The 16,133-nt window shown below is 58.8% G+C and carries 21 protein-coding genes; 10 read left to right on the top strand and 11 right to left on the bottom strand.

The features are described 5' to 3' along the window. Nucleotides 1–39: 39 nt before the first annotated feature. Genes ACR0B7_RS19890 through ACR0B7_RS19880 form a run of 3 tightly spaced genes read right to left on the bottom strand, consistent with a single transcriptional unit; the run spans nt 40 to nt 3,100 of the window. Nucleotides 40–1,203, bottom strand: coding sequence for a lytic murein transglycosylase (locus ACR0B7_RS19890; protein ID WP_170577014.1), 1,164 nt, complete (start codon nt 1,201–1,203; stop codon nt 40–42). Between the two features lie 11 nt (nt 1,204–1,214). Further along, nucleotides 1,215–2,135: an adenosylcobinamide-phosphate synthase CbiB gene (gene cbiB / locus ACR0B7_RS19885; RefSeq protein ID WP_170577013.1), complete on the bottom strand. Its 921-nt coding sequence runs from the start codon at nt 2,133–2,135 to the stop codon at nt 1,215–1,217. After that, the gene (locus ACR0B7_RS19880) at nt 2,132–3,100 is read right to left on the bottom strand and encodes a threonine-phosphate decarboxylase (protein WP_480682294.1); all 969 of its coding nucleotides are present in this window, start codon (nt 3,098–3,100) and stop codon (nt 2,132–2,134) included. The genes cbiB and ACR0B7_RS19880 overlap by 4 nt, the downstream gene beginning before the upstream one ends. Nucleotides 3,101–3,279: 179 nt before the next feature. On the opposite strand from ACR0B7_RS19880, the gene ACR0B7_RS19875 reads away from it, so the two are divergent. Further along, on the top strand, nt 3,280–3,642 hold the full coding sequence (locus ACR0B7_RS19875; protein WP_170413874.1) for a response regulator: 363 nt from the start codon (nt 3,280–3,282) through the stop codon (nt 3,640–3,642). On the opposite strand, the gene ACR0B7_RS19870 is transcribed toward ACR0B7_RS19875, so the two are convergent. After that, nucleotides 3,624–4,613 carry a glutathione S-transferase family protein gene (locus tag ACR0B7_RS19870; RefSeq protein ID WP_170485971.1) on the bottom strand — a complete coding sequence of 330 codons (990 nt, stop codon included), beginning with the start codon at nt 4,611–4,613 and terminating at the stop codon, nt 3,624–3,626. The two genes, ACR0B7_RS19875 and ACR0B7_RS19870, sit on opposite strands and share 19 nt — an antisense overlap. A 211-nt stretch (nt 4,614–4,824) precedes the next feature. On the opposite strand from ACR0B7_RS19870, the gene ACR0B7_RS19865 reads away from it, so the two are divergent. Continuing rightward, nucleotides 4,825–5,178: a hypothetical protein gene (locus tag ACR0B7_RS19865; protein ID WP_170577012.1), complete on the top strand. Its 354-nt coding sequence runs from the start codon at nt 4,825–4,827 to the stop codon at nt 5,176–5,178. 35 nt (nt 5,179–5,213) lie between these two features. On the opposite strand, the gene ACR0B7_RS19860 is transcribed toward ACR0B7_RS19865, so the two are convergent. Next, a complete protein-coding gene (locus tag ACR0B7_RS19860; RefSeq protein WP_170485970.1) occupies nt 5,214–6,386 on the bottom strand; it encodes a MalY/PatB family protein in 1,173 nt (390 codons plus the stop codon). 94 nt (nt 6,387–6,480) lie between these two features. Here ACR0B7_RS19860 and def (ACR0B7_RS19855) point away from each other — a divergent pair, with 94 nt between their 5' ends. Genes def (ACR0B7_RS19855) through ACR0B7_RS19835 form a run of 5 tightly spaced genes read left to right on the top strand, consistent with a single transcriptional unit; the run spans nt 6,481 to nt 8,928 of the window. After that, a complete protein-coding gene (gene def / locus ACR0B7_RS19855) occupies nt 6,481–6,999 on the top strand; it encodes a peptide deformylase (RefSeq protein WP_170485969.1) in 519 nt (172 codons plus the stop codon). Next, nucleotides 6,996–7,490 (top strand): peptide deformylase, encoded by a 495-nt coding sequence (gene def / locus ACR0B7_RS19850; protein ID WP_170485968.1) that lies wholly within the window; start codon nt 6,996–6,998, stop codon nt 7,488–7,490. The genes def (ACR0B7_RS19855) and def (ACR0B7_RS19850) overlap by 4 nt, the downstream gene beginning before the upstream one ends. A gap of 42 nt (nt 7,491–7,532) precedes the next feature. Next, a complete protein-coding gene (gene fmt, locus ACR0B7_RS19845) occupies nt 7,533–8,447 on the top strand; it encodes a methionyl-tRNA formyltransferase (RefSeq protein ID WP_170485967.1) in 915 nt (304 codons plus the stop codon). A 6-nt stretch (nt 8,448–8,453) separates the two neighbouring features. Then, nucleotides 8,454–8,690 carry a hypothetical protein gene (locus ACR0B7_RS19840; RefSeq protein WP_170485966.1) on the top strand — a complete coding sequence of 79 codons (237 nt, stop codon included), beginning with the start codon at nt 8,454–8,456 and terminating at the stop codon, nt 8,688–8,690. 1 nt (nt 8,691) lies between these two features. After that, nucleotides 8,692–8,928, top strand: a complete 237-nt coding sequence (locus tag ACR0B7_RS19835) for a GlsB/YeaQ/YmgE family stress response membrane protein (protein WP_170413888.1) — start codon at nt 8,692–8,694, stop codon at nt 8,926–8,928. A gap of 52 nt (nt 8,929–8,980) precedes the next feature. Here the strand turns inward: ACR0B7_RS19835 and ACR0B7_RS19830 are convergent, their stop codons facing one another. From ACR0B7_RS19830 to ACR0B7_RS19805, 6 genes are all read right to left on the bottom strand, one after another. After that, complete coding sequence (locus ACR0B7_RS19830) at nt 8,981–9,604, bottom strand: trimeric intracellular cation channel family protein (protein WP_170485965.1); 624 nt, start codon at nt 9,602–9,604, stop codon at nt 8,981–8,983. Then, nucleotides 9,601–10,068 carry a ribonuclease HI gene (gene rnhA, locus ACR0B7_RS19825; protein WP_170485964.1) on the bottom strand — a complete coding sequence of 156 codons (468 nt, stop codon included), beginning with the start codon at nt 10,066–10,068 and terminating at the stop codon, nt 9,601–9,603. The genes ACR0B7_RS19830 and rnhA overlap by 4 nt, the downstream gene beginning before the upstream one ends. Continuing rightward, nucleotides 10,061–10,648, bottom strand: a complete 588-nt coding sequence (locus ACR0B7_RS19820) for a class I SAM-dependent DNA methyltransferase (RefSeq protein WP_480682289.1) — start codon at nt 10,646–10,648, stop codon at nt 10,061–10,063. Before ACR0B7_RS19820 ends, rnhA begins: the two co-directional genes overlap by 8 nt. Next, entirely contained in the window at nt 10,645–11,097 is a 453-nt protein-coding gene (locus ACR0B7_RS19815) for a DUF3429 domain-containing protein (RefSeq protein WP_170485963.1), read from the bottom strand. The genes ACR0B7_RS19820 and ACR0B7_RS19815 overlap by 4 nt, the downstream gene beginning before the upstream one ends. Continuing rightward, on the bottom strand, nt 11,094–12,044 hold the full coding sequence (ispH, locus tag ACR0B7_RS19810) for a 4-hydroxy-3-methylbut-2-enyl diphosphate reductase (protein ID WP_170485962.1): 951 nt from the start codon (nt 12,042–12,044) through the stop codon (nt 11,094–11,096). Before ispH ends, ACR0B7_RS19815 begins: the two co-directional genes overlap by 4 nt. A gap of 188 nt (nt 12,045–12,232) precedes the next feature. Beyond that, complete coding sequence (locus ACR0B7_RS19805) at nt 12,233–12,805, bottom strand: LabA-like NYN domain-containing protein (protein WP_170388228.1); 573 nt, start codon at nt 12,803–12,805, stop codon at nt 12,233–12,235. A gap of 140 nt (nt 12,806–12,945) precedes the next feature. Between ACR0B7_RS19805 and folK the strand changes: the two genes are divergently transcribed. The 3 genes from folK to ACR0B7_RS19790 all read left to right on the top strand — a co-directional run bounded on the left by folK (nt 12,946) and on the right by ACR0B7_RS19790 (nt 16,122). Then, a complete protein-coding gene (gene folK, locus ACR0B7_RS19800; protein ID WP_170485961.1) occupies nt 12,946–13,515 on the top strand; it encodes a 2-amino-4-hydroxy-6-hydroxymethyldihydropteridine diphosphokinase in 570 nt (189 codons plus the stop codon). 94 nt (nt 13,516–13,609) lie between these two features. Then, nucleotides 13,610–13,963 (top strand): DNA-directed RNA polymerase subunit omega, encoded by a 354-nt coding sequence (gene rpoZ / locus ACR0B7_RS19795; RefSeq protein WP_142639234.1) that lies wholly within the window; start codon nt 13,610–13,612, stop codon nt 13,961–13,963. A gap of 26 nt (nt 13,964–13,989) precedes the next feature. Next, nucleotides 13,990–16,122 (top strand): RelA/SpoT family protein, encoded by a 2,133-nt coding sequence (locus ACR0B7_RS19790; protein WP_170577011.1) that lies wholly within the window; start codon nt 13,990–13,992, stop codon nt 16,120–16,122. The last annotated feature ends 11 nt before the right edge of the window (nt 16,123–16,133 follow it).

Here is a 16,133-nt window from a genome sequence, read left to right as displayed (position 1 = left end):
GGATAGACAAATTGCAAAGCGGTCAAGCCAGACACCCTTTCACAACCGCCCCAACAACTCCGCCGTCGGCCATGCATCTGCTGGCAGACCCAGTCGCTGTTGTTCGGCCTGAACAGCCGCCCGTGTTCCGGCGCCCAGAATGCCGTCGATCTTGCCTACATCATGGCCGCGCGCCTGCAGCTTGGTTTGTAGCTGCTTCATCTGCGCGTCTGTCAAACCCTGCGCCGGATTCCCAGCGTTGTAGATTTGCGCACCTTCCAGTCGGGTTCCGAAATAGGCGGCGGTTAGGACGTAGACAAAGCTCTGGTTCCATTCAAAATATACGTCGAAATTGGGATAGGCCAGAAACGCCGGTCCCTTATGTCCTTGTGGCAGGATCAGCGATGCAGGCAGGTTGGCCAGTGAGCCGCTGCGGGCCTGTACGCCCATCGCCTGCCACTCGGACACAGGGCGCGGCTTGCCCGGGCCAGACAATGACCAATCCATCTGGGCGGGAACCGTGACTTCCTGCAGCCAAGGCTGCCCCGGTTGCCACCCAAGATGCGACAGCATTTTCGCGCCGGACAAAAGCGCATCCGGAGCGGATGTTTTCAACGAAACCTTCCCGTCGCCGTCGCCGTCCACGCCATTGTCCAGAATATCCTGCGGCAGCATCTGAACCATGCCGATCTCACCCGCCCAGGCTCCTGTCGTTCGGGCGGGATCGAAATTGCCCTGATCGTACAGCTTTAGCGCAGCGAAAATCTGCGGCCGGAACAGCTCGGGCCGGCGGCAATCATGGGCCAGTGTCACCAAGGCGTTGCGGGTGTTGAAATCCCCCTGAACCGCGCCGTAGTCGGTTTCAAACGCCCAGAACGCCAGCAACACGCCGCGAGACACGCCATATTCCCGTTCAATTCGGTCAAACACTGATTCGTATTTGCGCGACATCGCTTGCCCGCGATCAATCCGGTTCCGCGAGATCAGGCGGCGAGAGAATTCAATGAACGGTTTCTGAAATACGCCTTGCGCGCGATCTGCCCTCAGCACCGCACCATCCTGCTGGACGCCTTGGAAAAACCCGTTGACGGTTGATGCGTCGAATCCCTTGTCGACAGCGTCAGCCTTTAGGCCATTCACAAAGCTATTGAATCCGCCTCCGCATTGGCTAAAGGCGGGCGAAGCAAACAAGGCGGCGGCAAGAATGCCGGGAAGAAAGCGCATGGGTGAATCCGTCAGAAAACAAAGCTGATACCAACCCACACTGACACGAGGCCCAGTGCAAGCCCCCAGACCCTCCAAAGCAGGTCACATGCGCGGAAAATCTCCGGCGCGCCGATGTCCCGTGGGGCGTCGCCGTTTACCCATGCCAGATCGCGAAGCTGGCCATCATAGCTGCGCGGCCCTGCCAGGGCGACGTTCAGTGCGCGCGCCGTGGCAGCCTCGGGCCATCCCGCGTTGGGCGAAATATGGCGCTGTGCGTCGGCCACCATCTCGGGCCAGCGCGACCACTGACCGGACAGCGTAACGATCATCGCGCAGGTCAAGCGGGCCGGTATCAGATTCAGCGCGTCATCCAACCGCGCCGAAGCCCAGCCGAAGTCACGGTATTCTTCGGTGCGATAGCCGATCATGCTGTCGGCCGTGTTGATGGCCTTGTAGACCAGAAGCCCTGGTAGGCCAGCGACCAGAAACCAGAACGCGGACGCAATTACCCCATCGCTCAGGTTTTCGGCCGCACTTTCAATGGCTGATCGCGCGACCTGAGCTTCTGTCATGTCCCGGGTGTCGCGCGACACGATCATGGCAACCTTAGCTCGGCCCTCGGCCAGCGAGACCCGCAGCCCGTCCCCTACATCGCGGACGTGAGACACCAACGATTTCTGGGCCAGCAAAATCGCGCAAACGATGATCTCGGCCACAGGTCCAAGGAATGACAGCGCTAGTCCCAGGATCACTGCCCCACAAACCAATAGCAGCGCAACCGCCACCCCTTTCAGACGCCGATGCCCTCGGTGGTTCAGACGTTTGTCCAGCCATTGAATGAACGATCCGGTGATGACTGCCGGGTGGCGTAGGCGCGACCAAAGCCAATCGGGTTCGCCAAGCGCGGCGTCCAGACACATCGCGCAGACCAGCAGAAAGGGGGTGCTCACAGCGCGGCCTCCAGCCTGTCCCATCCGTTGACCGGGGGCAGGCCAAGACGCAGGTAGGTCTTGGAATAGGGGAAAATGCGGCTCCAGATATGCGCCTGCGCCAAGCGGTCCTGCCAATCGGCGGCGCTGTCGACTTCGTGCAGTCGGAACAGTGTGGTGCCGCCTATCAAGGACGCACCGCGTGAGGTGATCAGTCGGTCCAGACGGTCGGCCTCGTCCGTCAGCCGTGCGCGCGTCGCGTCAGCCCAGCCCTTATCCCTTAGCGCACGCTCTCCGATCCTTAGAGCGGGGCCGGAGACGGCCCAAGGCCCGGTCAGATCGTTGAGCTGTTTGATCAGGTCGGGATGGCCGATCGCAAATCCCAGGCGCAGCCCGGCGAGTCCCCAGAATTTCCCGAAACTTTTCAATACGATCACGCCGGGTTTCGCCGCCATGTGGATTAGGGAAGCCTCTGGACAGACATCGCAAAAGCTTTCGTCGATGATGGTCAGGGGGGCGTCCGCGTCGGCTTCGGACCAGATGCGCCCGTCCGGGTTGTTTGGGTGAACGATCACACGCGCTGCGGCCGGACCTTCGGATTGAACCGTCCAGCCCTGCGCGGCAAATGCGGCTGCGTGCTCGTTGTATGTGGGCGTCGTGATTTGAACCCGGCCCGCTTGGGCAAGTGCGGGGATACGCGCGATCACCGCAGAGGCGCCGGGCGATGGTAGTATTTCGGCACTGTCGGGCACAGACCAACAGTCGCGGGCTGCGTCGGTCAAGCGTTCAAAAGCGCCATGGTCGGGAAGCTCGGTCCAGTCTGACGGGATTAAGCCATCAATGCTGTAAGGGTGCGGATTGATGCCGGTGGAAAGGTCAATCCAATCTGCGCGAGTCCCACCGTAGGTGGCTATGGCCCCATCAAGCCCGCCGCCATGATCACGCGCCGCGCACGGGTTCAGAGTATGAGTTTGAGTTGCCATCATTACACTTGCCGGAATCGCTTGTATCGGCGCGTTTCAAGCGGATTTTTGCCGCATACACAAGCAAATCCGCGTGATTGAGGGGTGAATGGAGGCCATTAACACTTTGTTAAGGAAATAGCGTGATCACAAAGTTCAGGGTTCGGCACCACCCGTTCTACCCTGTGCCGAGGTTGTTGCTAATGAATGTTTTGATTGTTGAGAGTAACCCTGATCTAGGTCGGGTCTGGAAAAGGCATCTACAGCGCCAGGGCGCCGAAGTGACGCTTGTGACCGGGCAAGAGGCCGCGATCCTTGCGCTTTATGGCGCTGAGTTCGATATCATAGTGTTGGACCTGGTTCTGGAAACTGGCAGCGCGCTGGCTGTTGCTGATTTCGCCAGCTACCGTCGACCGGGCGCGCGGGTGATATTTGTGACCAACACGACCTTTTTCTCGGATGGGTCGATCTTTGCGCACAGCCCGAACGCCTGCGCCTATGTGCAAAGTGCAACGCCGCCAGAAGATCTGGCGGCGATGGTCGAACATTACGCGGCGGGTCGCTGACCGCGGCCGTGCGGCTCCATGTAATCCAGCACGGGGTTAACCGGAATAATCCGATGCGGATTTATGCTGTCGTGACTGTAGTGATAGTGGCGCACGATGTGGGTCATGTTCACCGTCTGCGCGACGCCCGGCCACTGGTATAGCTCGCGGGTATAGGCCCACAGGTTCGGATAGTCGATCAGCCGTCTTCGGTTGCATTTGAAGTGCAGGTGATAGACCGGGTCGAACCGGATCAATGTTGTGAACAGCCGCCAGTCAGCCTCGGTGATCCGGTCACCTAAAAGGTAGCGATTTGCGCTCAGGCGATTTTCTAACCAGTCCAATGTATCGAAAAGTGGCGCTACGGCGGCGTCATAGGCTGCTTGGGTCGTGGCAAAGCCCGACTTGTAGACGCCGTTGTTAACGTCGGAATAGACGCGCGCGTTCACCTCTTCGATGTCGTCGCGCATTGCCTCTGGCCAGTAATCGTCGGTGTTTCCCGTGATCCCGTTGAAGGCCGAGTTGAACATGCGGATAATTTCAGAGCTTTCGTTCGAGACAATGGTTTCTAACTGTTTGTCCCAAAGGATTGGCACGGTCACACGACCCGAATAGCCTGGGTCAGCCTTGGTGTAGACCTGGTGAGCAAAGTCCAGCCCATAGAGGTTGTCCCCAGTTGCGCCGTCGTTGTCCCTTACGAATGTCCAGCCTTTGTCCAGCATATCGGGGTGAACCACTGACACCGTGACAAGGTCGCTTAGCCCCTTCAACTCTCGGAAGATCAATGTGCGATGCGCCCATGGGCAGGCATAGCTGACATACAGGTGATACCGCCCCGGTTCCGCCTTGAAGCCGCCTTTGCCCGACGGACCAGCGCTGCCATCAGCAGTCAACCAGTTGCGAAACTGAGCCGCGCTGCGCTTGAACGCGCCACCCGTGGATTCGGTGTCATACCAGGTGTCGTGCCATTTGCCCTCGACCAACAGGCCCATGCTGTGTTCCTCCGCATTTCGATTTTCCAAACATAGGGGGCCGCTTTCATCGTTCCCATCCGACGGAACGCGCAGACCGTCTGCACATGTGCACAGATCGGACTGGGATTTCATGCAACAGGCAGGAAAGCTAAGATTTTATCATTAGGACTTTACTGGATTTTTACTTTCGTGTCCGCACAATAGGAGTCCGCTGCGGGGGGAATTTGTAATGACGACCTATGTTTCAAAGGAAATGAGCGCTGAACTGGACGCTGCGCGAATCGCGGGGCTCAAGAAAGCCAGCAGGCTGCGTGTCGAATTTGGCGAAAATACGTTTAAAATTCTAAGATTGTGGAAAGACGGTTTCACGGTCGAGGCCGAAACTACGCCTCGGTTACGCGGGCTTGTCGACATCTACGATGGCGCAAACCACCTGTATCAATGTCTGATCATTGCGGATCAGGACGAAGCAGGCGAAATGCGCTATGAGTTCAAGCGCAGTACTGCCGCGGCTGACAAGGCTCCGCTGGACTTTTATCGCGATCCTGACGCGCCCATCGCGCTTTTGGGGCACAAGGGCTGAGTGGCTGCCCAACGGGATTACCGTTGGGCATAGATCTACTGCAAGTCTGCAAACGCCAGTTTCAATCGGGTGCAAGCCTCTTCGATGCGGCTGCGTTGGGTGGCTAGGTTGAACCGCTCGAACGTTTCCCCGCCGGTGCCGAAACCGGGTCCGGAGGACGTTGCAATCCGCGCATCGTTTCTAAGGCGGTGGATGAACTCATCGTGATCCATCCCAGTGCCTGAAAAATCGACCCAAGCCAGATATGTCGCCTGAAGTGGCATGGACCAAAGACCGGGAATATCCGCGATCGTCGCATCGAACAGTTTTCGGTTGCCGTCCAGATGCGCGATCTGTTCGTCGACCCATGCGGCACCCTCGGGCGAATAGGCCGCCATGATCATGGCCACGCCCAAAGCGCTGGGCCCATAGTCCAGCGTGTTGAGGCGATGGGCCATCGCTGCGCGCAGTTTCGGGTCAGGAATGATCATGTTGCCGGTACGCTGACCAGCAATGTTGAACGTCTTGGAGGCTGCTGTCAGGGTCACCGTCCACGGGCGCGCATCGGGTGCGGCCACGTCCATCGGGACAAAGGTGCTGCCGGGATAGACCAGATCATGGTGAATCTCATCGGAAACCAGCACAAGCCCGTTGCGTTCGGCAAAGGCTGCCACGGCGCGCAGCTCATCCGCAGTCCAGACCCGGCCAGACGGGTTCTGCGGTGAACACCAGAGAAGCATCTTTTCCGACCCGTCCAGGCGCGACTGCGCGTCGTCCAAATCAATGGTGTAACTGTCGCCCTCTCGTACCAACGGGCATTCCACCACGCGGCGACCGGTCTTGTTCACCTTGTGGGCGAACTCATGATAGACCGGCGTGAATATGACCACGCCGTCCCCCGGCTCGGCCCACACATCCAGACACAGTGCGATCGCGTTGCCCAGACCTTGCGAGGTCAGAACCCAGTCTGTGTCGATGTCCCACCCATGACGGTTCTTCATCCACCACTGGACCGAGGCCAGATAGTCAGGGTGCGCCCACGAATAGCCAAAAACGCCGTGTTCTGCGGCCTTGCGAACGGCCTCAATGACGCAAGGAGCGCTGGGATAATCGGAATCTGCCGTCCACATCGCCAGCCCGTCCTGCGGCGACACGCCGTAGAGTTGCTCCATCTTGTCCCATTTTGAACTGTGAGTGCCCCGGCGGTCGATCAGGTCGTTGAAAGTCATGTCTTCTCCATCTGTCCGCAGGAAAGCTAGCTACAATTTTGACAGGTGCAAGGGGGGCGTTGCGGTGGGGCGTGTGATGGCCTAAATCAACCTCATGAAACGCTCAATTCTTATCCATCCCGACCCTCGCCTGAAAAAGGTTTGTGCCCCTGTGACCGACCTGTCGGACGAGCTGCGTCAACTGGCCGATGACATGTTGGAAACCATGTATGACGCCCCCGGCATCGGGCTGGCCGCGCCGCAGATCGGTGTGTTGGATCGGCTGATCGTGATGGACTGCGTCAAGGAAGAGGGCGAGGCACCGCGCCCGCTGATCATGTTCAACCCCGAGATCATCGCATCCTCGGACGAAACCAACGTCTATGAGGAAGGCTGCCTTTCGATCCCTGAGCAATACGCCGAAGTGACCCGACCCAAAGTCGTTGAGGTCGCGTGGATCGACCGCGATGGCAACCCGCAGCAGGAAACCTTCGATGACCTCTGGGCGACCTGCGTGCAGCACGAGATCGACCATTTGAACGGCAAGCTGTTCATCGACTATCTCAAGCCGCTCAAGCGCCAGATGATCACGCGCAAGATGCAAAAGCTAAAGCGTGAAAAGGCCCGCGCATGACGGTCCGTACTTGCCTGCCATGGCCCGACAAACGCCTGCGCACCAAGGCTGAGGCCGTGACCGAGATCACCGACGATATCCGCGCGATCTGGGATGACATGGTGGATACGATGGAGGCGATGCCCGGCGTAGGCCTTGCCGCGCCTCAGATCGGGGTGATGCTGCGACTGGCGGTCGTGGATGGCTCGACCGAGCGGGGCCGGGCCGTGCGATTGGCGAATCCCGAGATTCTGCACAGCTCGGTCGAGATGCGTGAGCATGATGAGGCCAGCCCAAACCTGCCCGGTGTCTCGGCCAAGGTGAAACGGCCGCGTGCGGTGACGGTCAAGTTTCTGAACGAACAGGGCATGATTGACCGTCGCGACTTTGTCGGGATCGAGGCTACAAGCGTGCAGCACCAGATCGACCATCTGAACGGAAAGATGTATTTCGACCGGCTCAGCAAAGTCAAACGCGACATACTGCTGCGCAAAGCAAAGAAACTCGCGTAGGCTGGGCTTTAGCCCGGCACCACCCAAGCCCCGGAGCAGACTATGCGCATAATTTTCATGGGAACGCCCGAATTCTCGGTGCCGGTTTTGGACGCGCTGGTTGAGGCCGGGCACGAGATTGCCGCCGTGTACTGTCAGCCGCCGCGCCCAGCGGGGCGGGGTAAGAAAGACCGCCCGACCCCGGTTCATGCGCGAGCCGAGGCGCTGGACCTTGCCGTGCGCCATCCGGTTTCTTTGAAGTCCGAGGAAGAACAAACCGCTTTCGCTGCTCTGCAAGCTGACGTGGCGGTCGTTGTGGCATACGGCTTGCTGTTGCCTCAGCCCATTCTGGATGCGCCGCGACATGGGTGCCTGAACATCCATGCCAGTCTGTTGCCCCGCTGGCGAGGTGCCGCGCCGATTCACCGTGCGATCATGGCGGGTGATGCTCAGACCGGTATCTGTATCATGCAGATGGAGGCAGGGCTGGACACCGGCCCCGTCTTGCTGCGACAGGCAACCGATATCGGAGAGCGGGAAACGACCGACCAACTTCATGACCGGCTTTCTGAGATGGGCGCGGAGCTGATCGTACAGGCGTTGGCTACCCTGACGGATCTGACTCCGGTGAACCAGCCCGACGATGGCGTGACTTATGCCACCAAGATTGACAAATCCGAGGCACGCATCGACTGGACCCGCCCGGCGGTTGAGGTCGATCGCCAGATACGCGGATTGTCACCCTTTCCCGGCGCATGGACCTTGGTTGAAGGCGAGCGGGTCAAACTGCTGGCCTCTTGTCTCGCCCAGGCACAGGGCGCCCCAGGTCAGGTTCTGGACGACGCGCTGTGTGTCGCCTGCGGAGAAGGGGCCGTGAAACTGCTGCGCTTGCAAAGGGCGGGCAAAGGCGCGCAGGATACAGAAACGTTCCTGCGCGGCTGGCCAATCCCGGCTGGTACGCTTTTTCAATCGGAGTAAAACCGCATGTTCATGATCCTGATGGGCACAGTCGTGATCGCCGGGATCGTAGGATACCTGTCAGAGAAAACCGGTTTCACGCATAACGGTTACTTGCCGTCCATCATAATATGCGTCGGTGGGGCTTTTCTGTTCTATTTTATCCGTATCATGTTCGGCATCAGCTTTGGCGCGCCCGGCCTGAATGCTGTGATCTCATCCATCGGTGCGCTGATCATCGTGCCGACGCATTGGAGGAAATGACATGCCCGTAATCGCTCTGATTGTGATCGGCGCGGCCGCAGGGTTTCTGGCCACACGTCTGATGCGGATCGAGGCTGACATTCCGACAACGATGCTTATTGGCATCGTCGGCGCTCTGGTCGGCGGGTTTCTTCTGCGCGCATTGATAACCGTAGCAGGGTGGTTGTCCGGTTTCGTTGGTGCCGTTCTGGGCGCATTGCTGGTGATCTGGATCTGGCAAAAATATCTGCGCCGCTGATCTGCTTGGCCGCTGTCGGACCAGCCCACGATACTTGGCCCTGGCTTCGTAGCTAACGACGCGGTGGCCGGCTTTTGTAGACGGGCAACCGCCAGCCAAACAGTAGCGATCCAGCTCTGAGAGCCCAACAGACAAGTGCACAAGCGGCAAGCGCTGCAAGGGTGTCGAGCCCTAATCGGGTTGCAAGAACGGCGGTCAGAGCACCGGCAAAGGCGCAAGACACGTAAAGCTCGCCCTGTTTCAGAACCAGCGGGACCTCATTGCAGACCACGTCGCGCATCAACCCGCCGAGGCAACCTGTGATGATCCCCATCAAAACGACGATGATGCCGGAATGACCCAGTGACAAAGCGGCAGCCGTTCCAGCGGCAACGGCGATAGACAGGGCAAAGCTGTCCAGCCAGACCAGCCAGTTATACCGGCTTTCCACAAGGTGTGCCGTGAAGAACACCAGCGCGGCAGCACCGGTCGCGATCAGGATATAGTTGGGCTGCCCAACCCAGAAAACAGGGTGCCGGTCCAGCAGCAGATCGCGCACTGTGCCGCCGCCAACCGCGGTCAGGCAGGCAATGAACGCAAAGCCGACCAAATCCAACTGCGCCCGGCTTGCGACCAAGGCGCCCGTCAACGCGAACACAAAGACCGAGGCATAGTCGAGCAACGCCAGACCGCTCACGCCTTTTCCTTTTTCGGCTTGAACGGAGCCATGCCAGCACGGGCCAGTTCATCTGCCTTTTCGTTCTCGGGGTGACCGGCATGTCCTTTGACCCATTCCCACGTCACATCGTGGCGGGCCTGCGCTTCATCCAGCCGTTGCCACAGATCGACGTTCTTGACAGGCTTTTTGTTTGACGTTTTCCAGCCATTGCGCTTCCAACCGAAAATCCAGCCGGTTACGCCGTTCTTTACATAGGCGCTGTCTGTAACGACTGTAATTTTCGACGCCCGTTCCAGTGTTTCCAGCGCGCTGATCGCGGCCAGCAGTTCCATGCGGTTATTGGTGGTTTCGGCCTCTCCGCCGTTTAGCTCGCGCTCCTTCAGAACGGTGTCGCCTTCCATCGCGCGCAGCAACACACCCCACCCACCGGGGCCGGGATTGCCGGAACAGGCCCCGTCTGTATAGGCAAACAGTTCAGGCATGGGCGAGCACCAGAATGAAACCGTCGTAAGACCCGGCCAGCCCCGCTCCGACGCCAGTGGTGATCTGGTCGATGGTAAATCCGGCGGTTGCGAGGGCTGCTTCGATCTCGGTCTGCGAGAAATAGGTATAGAACCGATCCAGATCGTCGCGATGTTCCCCCGTGCCGAGTTTCAGGCCGAGGAAGAAAACGCCCTGAGGTTTCAAAGCGCGGTGGATCGCCGTCAAATGACGTGGGAAATCTTCGCGCGGGGCGTGCAAAAGCGAAAAACTGGCGTAGATGCCGTCATACTCGGCAACCTCGGTCACGTCGTCGAACGTACCAAGATGCGCATCTATGCCATTTTCCCGAGCGTGATCGACAAAGGCCTGTGTTGCGTCCAGCGCCCGAACCCGCAACCCTTCGCGCTGTAGGAACGCACTGTCTGAACCGGGACCAGAGCCGAGGTCCAGCACATACCCGCCGTCGATCACCGCTTCGGCAAAGGCCATGCGCGCTTCGATCTGTTCTGGCGGCAGAGGGATGCTTAGGTATTCGGCGACACGGGCTGTGTAGGCGTCGATTGTTTTTTTATCGGTCACAAATACACTCCGACGGCAAGGCAGGCCAAGACAACGGTCGTCAGCAAAATGCGCAGCCGCATCCACCAGACCGGGGTCAGTCGCCAGTATGAAAACATGGCGTCCAACAAAAGCAACCCGGCAAATCCGTACATCAGGCTTGTTCCAGCGCTGACCGGGCCGCCGCCTGTCTTGAAGAATGCCCATAGCGCAGGCAGAACCGAGAGTGTGTAACAGGTTGCTGCCTTGCTGCCGGACGTCTTGGTCGCGAATCCCCACAAAACGCCTGACATGAAGCTCAGGATGACGGAGCCGTAAAATAACTGGACATATGGCCCAACAAACCGAGGCCCCAGCGCCTCTTTGCCCCAGTCGTTCAGATCACCGTTCAGATAGGTCAGAGCGCCCCAGACGAATGGGATGAGGCCAGCTAATCCAAGAAACAGGGGCGCGCGTGGTATGCCGCTCATGCGGGTTCCCGCAGCACGCGTGGGACCTTGAACTCGACGTTTTCGACGGCCGTTTCCACCATCTCGACCGTTACGTCATAGTGATCGCGGAAGGCGTCAATCACCTCGTTCACCAGCACTTCGGGGGCCGATGCGCCTGCGGTGATGGCGATGCTCGAGATCCCCTCCAACGCGCGCCAGTCGATATCGGTCGCGCGCTGTACAAGCTGGGTATAGTCGCACCCGGCGCGCGAGGCGACTTCGACCAGACGCCGTGAATTGGACGAATTGGGTGCGCCAACCACCAGCAAGGCGTCCGATTTTGGCGCGACAGCCTTGACCGCTTCCTGCCGGTTGGTCGTGGCGTAGCAGATGTCTTCTTTGTGGGGGCCGACAATGGACGGGAACCTGTCCTCAAGCGCGGCGATGATGTCTTTGGTATCGTCCACTGAAAGGGTTGTTTGCGTGACAAACGCCAGCTTTTCAGGGTCGCGCACTTGAACCGTTGCAACATCTTCGACCGTTTCGACCAACAGGACTTCGCCTTCGGGCAGTTGCCCCATTGTGCCAACCGTTTCAGGGTGGCCCTTGTGCCCGATCATGATCATCTGAAGGCCCGCGTCCGCGTGGCGCTGCGCTTCGACATGGACCTTGGATACCAAGGGACAGGTCGCGTCCACATAGATCATCTCGCGTCGAGCAGCAGTTTCCGGGACGGCCTTCGGCACGCCGTGGGCCGAGAAAATCACTGGCCGGTCATCGGGACATTCGTCCAGTTCTTCGACAAAAACGGCACCCTTGTCGCGCAGCCCGTCGACGACAAATTTGTTGTGCACGATCTCGTGGCGCACATAGACCGGAGCGCCCCATTTCTTCAGCGCCATCTCGACGATCTTTATCGCCCGGTCGACGCCGGCGCAGAACCCGCGCGGTGCGGCTAGGTACAGGGTAAGGGGGGGCTTGTTCATGTCACGGTCTCCTTGAGGCCACAGGTAAGTCTTTTCCCGGCCTTGGTCCAGACAGGACTGCGTCATTGAACTGACATGAATCAGTGGTAACGGTTAGGTGTTTTAGCACCTGTTTCTAGTTAAAGAAGCGCGGTCAGGTGTTCATCCTGACCGCGCTGATTTCCTTCCCGGTACCGAGTGAACCGGTGCTATTGCCCGCTGGCCGCGACACTGCGCGGTTCCATCGGAACTTCACGTGGAGGGCGGCCGATCACGTCGCGCAGGTCCTCCAGTTCGATGAAGTTGTCCGCCTGGCGGCGCAGTTCGTCCGAGATCATCGGCGGCTGGCTGCGAATGGTCGAGACGACCGAAACACGCACGCCCTGGCGTTGCAGGCTGGCAATCAGCGGGCGGAAATCCCCATCGCCCGAGAACAGCACGATATGATCCACGCGCGGCGCCAGTTCCATTGCATCCACGGTCAGCTCAATGTCCATGTTTCCTTTGACTTTCCGACGCCCCATGCTGTCGGTGTATTCTTTTGCCGGTTTCGTTACCATGGTGAAGCCGTTGTAATGCAGCCAGTCAACCAAAGGACGGATCGGCGAATACTCGTCGTTTTCCAGAAGCGCTGTGTAGTAGAAAGCTCTGAGCATTTTACCGCGGCGCATAAACTCCTGCCGCAGCAGTTTGTAGTCGATATCAAACCCCAGTGCTTTCGCGGCCGCATAAAGATTCGAGCCGTCGATGAACAGCGCTAGCCGTTCGTCTTTATAAAACATAAATAGTTCCTTCCGGTACAAACCAGAGCGCCGGATGTTACGTGAGTGAGTTTAGAAAATGAGCGGCGCGCTGATACGCCTATAATTAGGGCATTTACCGTGTATCGCAAGTATGCAATTCGCCGAATATAGGGAGTAGGATGGGTAAAATCAGGTCAAAAGCGGTGATCGCACTGGGCGCAAATCTCAATTTGAGGGATCATGGACCCAAGGTGACACTTGAAAAGGCACTTGACGCAGTTTCGCGTCACGATGTGGTGATTCGCGCTGTCAGCCGCTTTTTCGCAACGCCCTGCTTTCCCGTCGGTGCAGGGCCGGATTACGTAAACGCAGCGGCAATGCTTGAGACTGACCGCTCGCCGTCCGAATTGCTGCATATGCTGCATGAGGTCGAACACGAGTTTGGCCGCGAGCGGATTCAGCGGTGGGGCATGCGGACCTTGGATCTGGACCTGGTCTGTTTCGACGACGCCATCCTGCCGGATTTTGCGGAATTTGAACGATGGCGCACTTTGTCAGCCAAGGATCAAAGGCAACAGGCACCGGATCAGTTGATCCTGCCGCATCCACGTCTTCAGGACCGGGCTTTTGTGCTGGTTCCGATGGCGGATGTCGCCCCGGATTGGCGTCATCCGGTGTTGGGTCGAACCACAGCGGAAATGCTTGCGGACCTTCCCGCCGAAGAAGTTGCCGCAGTAACCCCGCTGTGATCGGTGCATTTGCAGCATTTCCTGCTTGTCAAGGCGGGGATTCGCGCTTAGATAAACTTCTTCCTGACATGGACTCAGTAACGGAGAGCGCCCTATGGCCCGCGTGACGGTTGAAGACTGCGTAGACAAAGTGCCAAACCGGTTCGAGCTGGTGATGCTTGCCGCCCATCGTGCGCGCGAGATTTCCGCTGGTGGCCCGATCACCGTGGACCGCGACAACGACAAGAACCCGGTCGTTTCGCTGCGCGAGATCGCGGATGAAACCCAAAGCGCGGACGAGCTGCGTGAGCGCCTGATCGAAGCCAACCAGACCCAGATCGAGGTTGACGAGCCGGAAGAAGACCAGATGGCTCTGCTGATGGGTGCGGAAACCGATAAGCCTGCGGACGATGACATGTCCGAAGAAAAGCTGTTGCGCGCTCTGATGGAGGCTCAAGGCCAGGGGTAATCCCCTCGAACGAAGGTGCGGACCGGATGATTTCTGCTGATGATCTGATTGCGCTGGTCCGCAACTACAACCCCAAGACAAATGTAGACCGTATCGCCCGAGCTTACGAGTTCGGGATGCAAATGCATGAAGGCCAGTTCCGCCACTCGGGAGAGCCTTATTTTACCCATCCCGTTGCCGTTGCTGCCATCCTGACCGAACAGCGTCTGGATGATGCGACGATCATAACGGCCCTTCTGCACGACACAATCGAAGACACCAAGGCCAACTATGGGAAGGTGTCCGACCTTTTCGGCGATGAGGTCGCCAAACTGGTGGACGGTGTCACCAAGCTGACGAACCTGCAGCTTTCAAGCCGCGAAACCAAACAGGCCGAAAATTTCCGCAAACTGTTCATGGCGATGTCCAAGGACCTGCGGGTTATCCTGGTAAAGCTCGCCGACCGTCTGCACAATATGCGCACGATCAAGGCGATGCGCCCGGAAAAGCAGGTCGTCAAAGCGCGCGAGACGATGGATATCTACGCGCCGCTTGCGGGCCGCATGGGGATGCAGTGGATGCGTGAGGAGTTGGAAGACCTCGCATTCCGCGTTCTGAACCCTGAAGGCCGCCAGTCGATTATTCGCCGTTTTATCACATTGCAGCGTGAAACCGGTGACGTGATTCACCGCATCACGGGCGACATGCGGCGCGAGCTGGAAAAGGCCGGGATCGAAGCCGAGGTGTTCGGTCGCGCCAAGAAACCCTATTCGATCTGGCGCAAGATGCAGGAAAAGGATCAGGGCTTCTCGCGCTTGTCTGATATCTATGGGTTCCGCATCATCACCCAGACTGAAGAAGATTGTTACCGGACGCTGGGGGCCATTCACCAGCGGTGGCGCGCTGTGCCGGGACGGTTCAAGGATTACATCAGCCAGCCGAAATCGAACGGGTATCGCTCGATCCACACAACCGTGTCTGGGCGCGACGGTAAGCGGGTCGAGGTTCAGATCCGTACCCGCCAGATGCATGATGTAGCTGAAACAGGTGTGGCGGCGCATTGGTCTTATCGCGACGGTGTCCGCTCGGAAAACCCGTTTGCGGTCGACCCGGCGAAATGGATCGCCAACCTGACCGAACAGTTTGACAGTGAGGAGGATCACGAAGACTTCCTCGAAGCGGTCAAGTTGGAGATGTATTCCGACCAGGTGTTCTGCTTCACGCCCAAGGGCGATGTGGTCAAGCTGCCACGCGGGGCCACGCCTATCGACTTTGCTTATGCGATCCACACCCGGATCGGGTCCGCCTGCGTTGGTGCCAAAGTGGATGGTATCAGGGTTCCGTTGTGGACTCGGATCAAGAACGGGCAATCTGTGGATATCATCACCGCCGACGGGCAAACACCGCAGGTCACATGGCTTGAGATCGCGGTGACCGGTAAGGCCCGAACCGCCATTCGCCGTGCCTTGCGCGAAGTGGATCGCGAACGGTTCATCAAGCTGGGCAAAGAGTTGGCGCGATCCGGCTTTGATCACGTCGGGCGCAAAGCGACCGACAAGGCGCTGGATACGGCCGCCAAGCATCTTCGTCTGAAGGACCGGCACGAGTTGCTGGCGCGACTCGGAAGCGCGGAACTGACCGCCCATGATGTGGTCAGCGCGGTCTACCCGGAACTGACTCAGGATGACGGCGACGCGATCCCGCTGCGCCGTGCCGTGATCGGTCTGGAACCCGGGCAGAAGTTCGACCGCGCGTCGTGCTGTCAGCCGCTGCCGGGCGAGCGGATTGTGGGCATTACCTATCGCGGGAAGGGCGTGGTGGTCCACGCCATCGATTGTGACCGCCTGACCGAGTTTGAGGGCGAGCCTGACCGTTGGGTCGATCTGCACTGGCATACCGGAACACACCCGGCTGTTTATGGTGCGACCCTTGATCTGACCATTGGAAATGATGCTGGGGTACTGGGGCGTATTTGCACATTGATTGGCGAGAAAAAGGCCAATATTTCAAACTTGGAATTTGTCGACCGCAAACCGGATTTTTACCGCCTGCTGATCAATGTCGAACTGCGCGACCTGGAACAGCTGCATTCGCTTATGCTGATGCTTGAGGCCGAAAGCGACGTGGCTGCGGTCGAACGTTACAGAGACAGGACCAAAACCGCTGTGGCGGCTGGCTAAGAAGGGGTGAT

The sequence above is a fragment of the Ruegeria sp. BB6 genome (genome assembly GCF_056539385.1).
The sequence above is the reverse complement of the archived record's forward strand: the minus strand, read 5'-3'. Positions and strand labels throughout refer to the sequence as shown.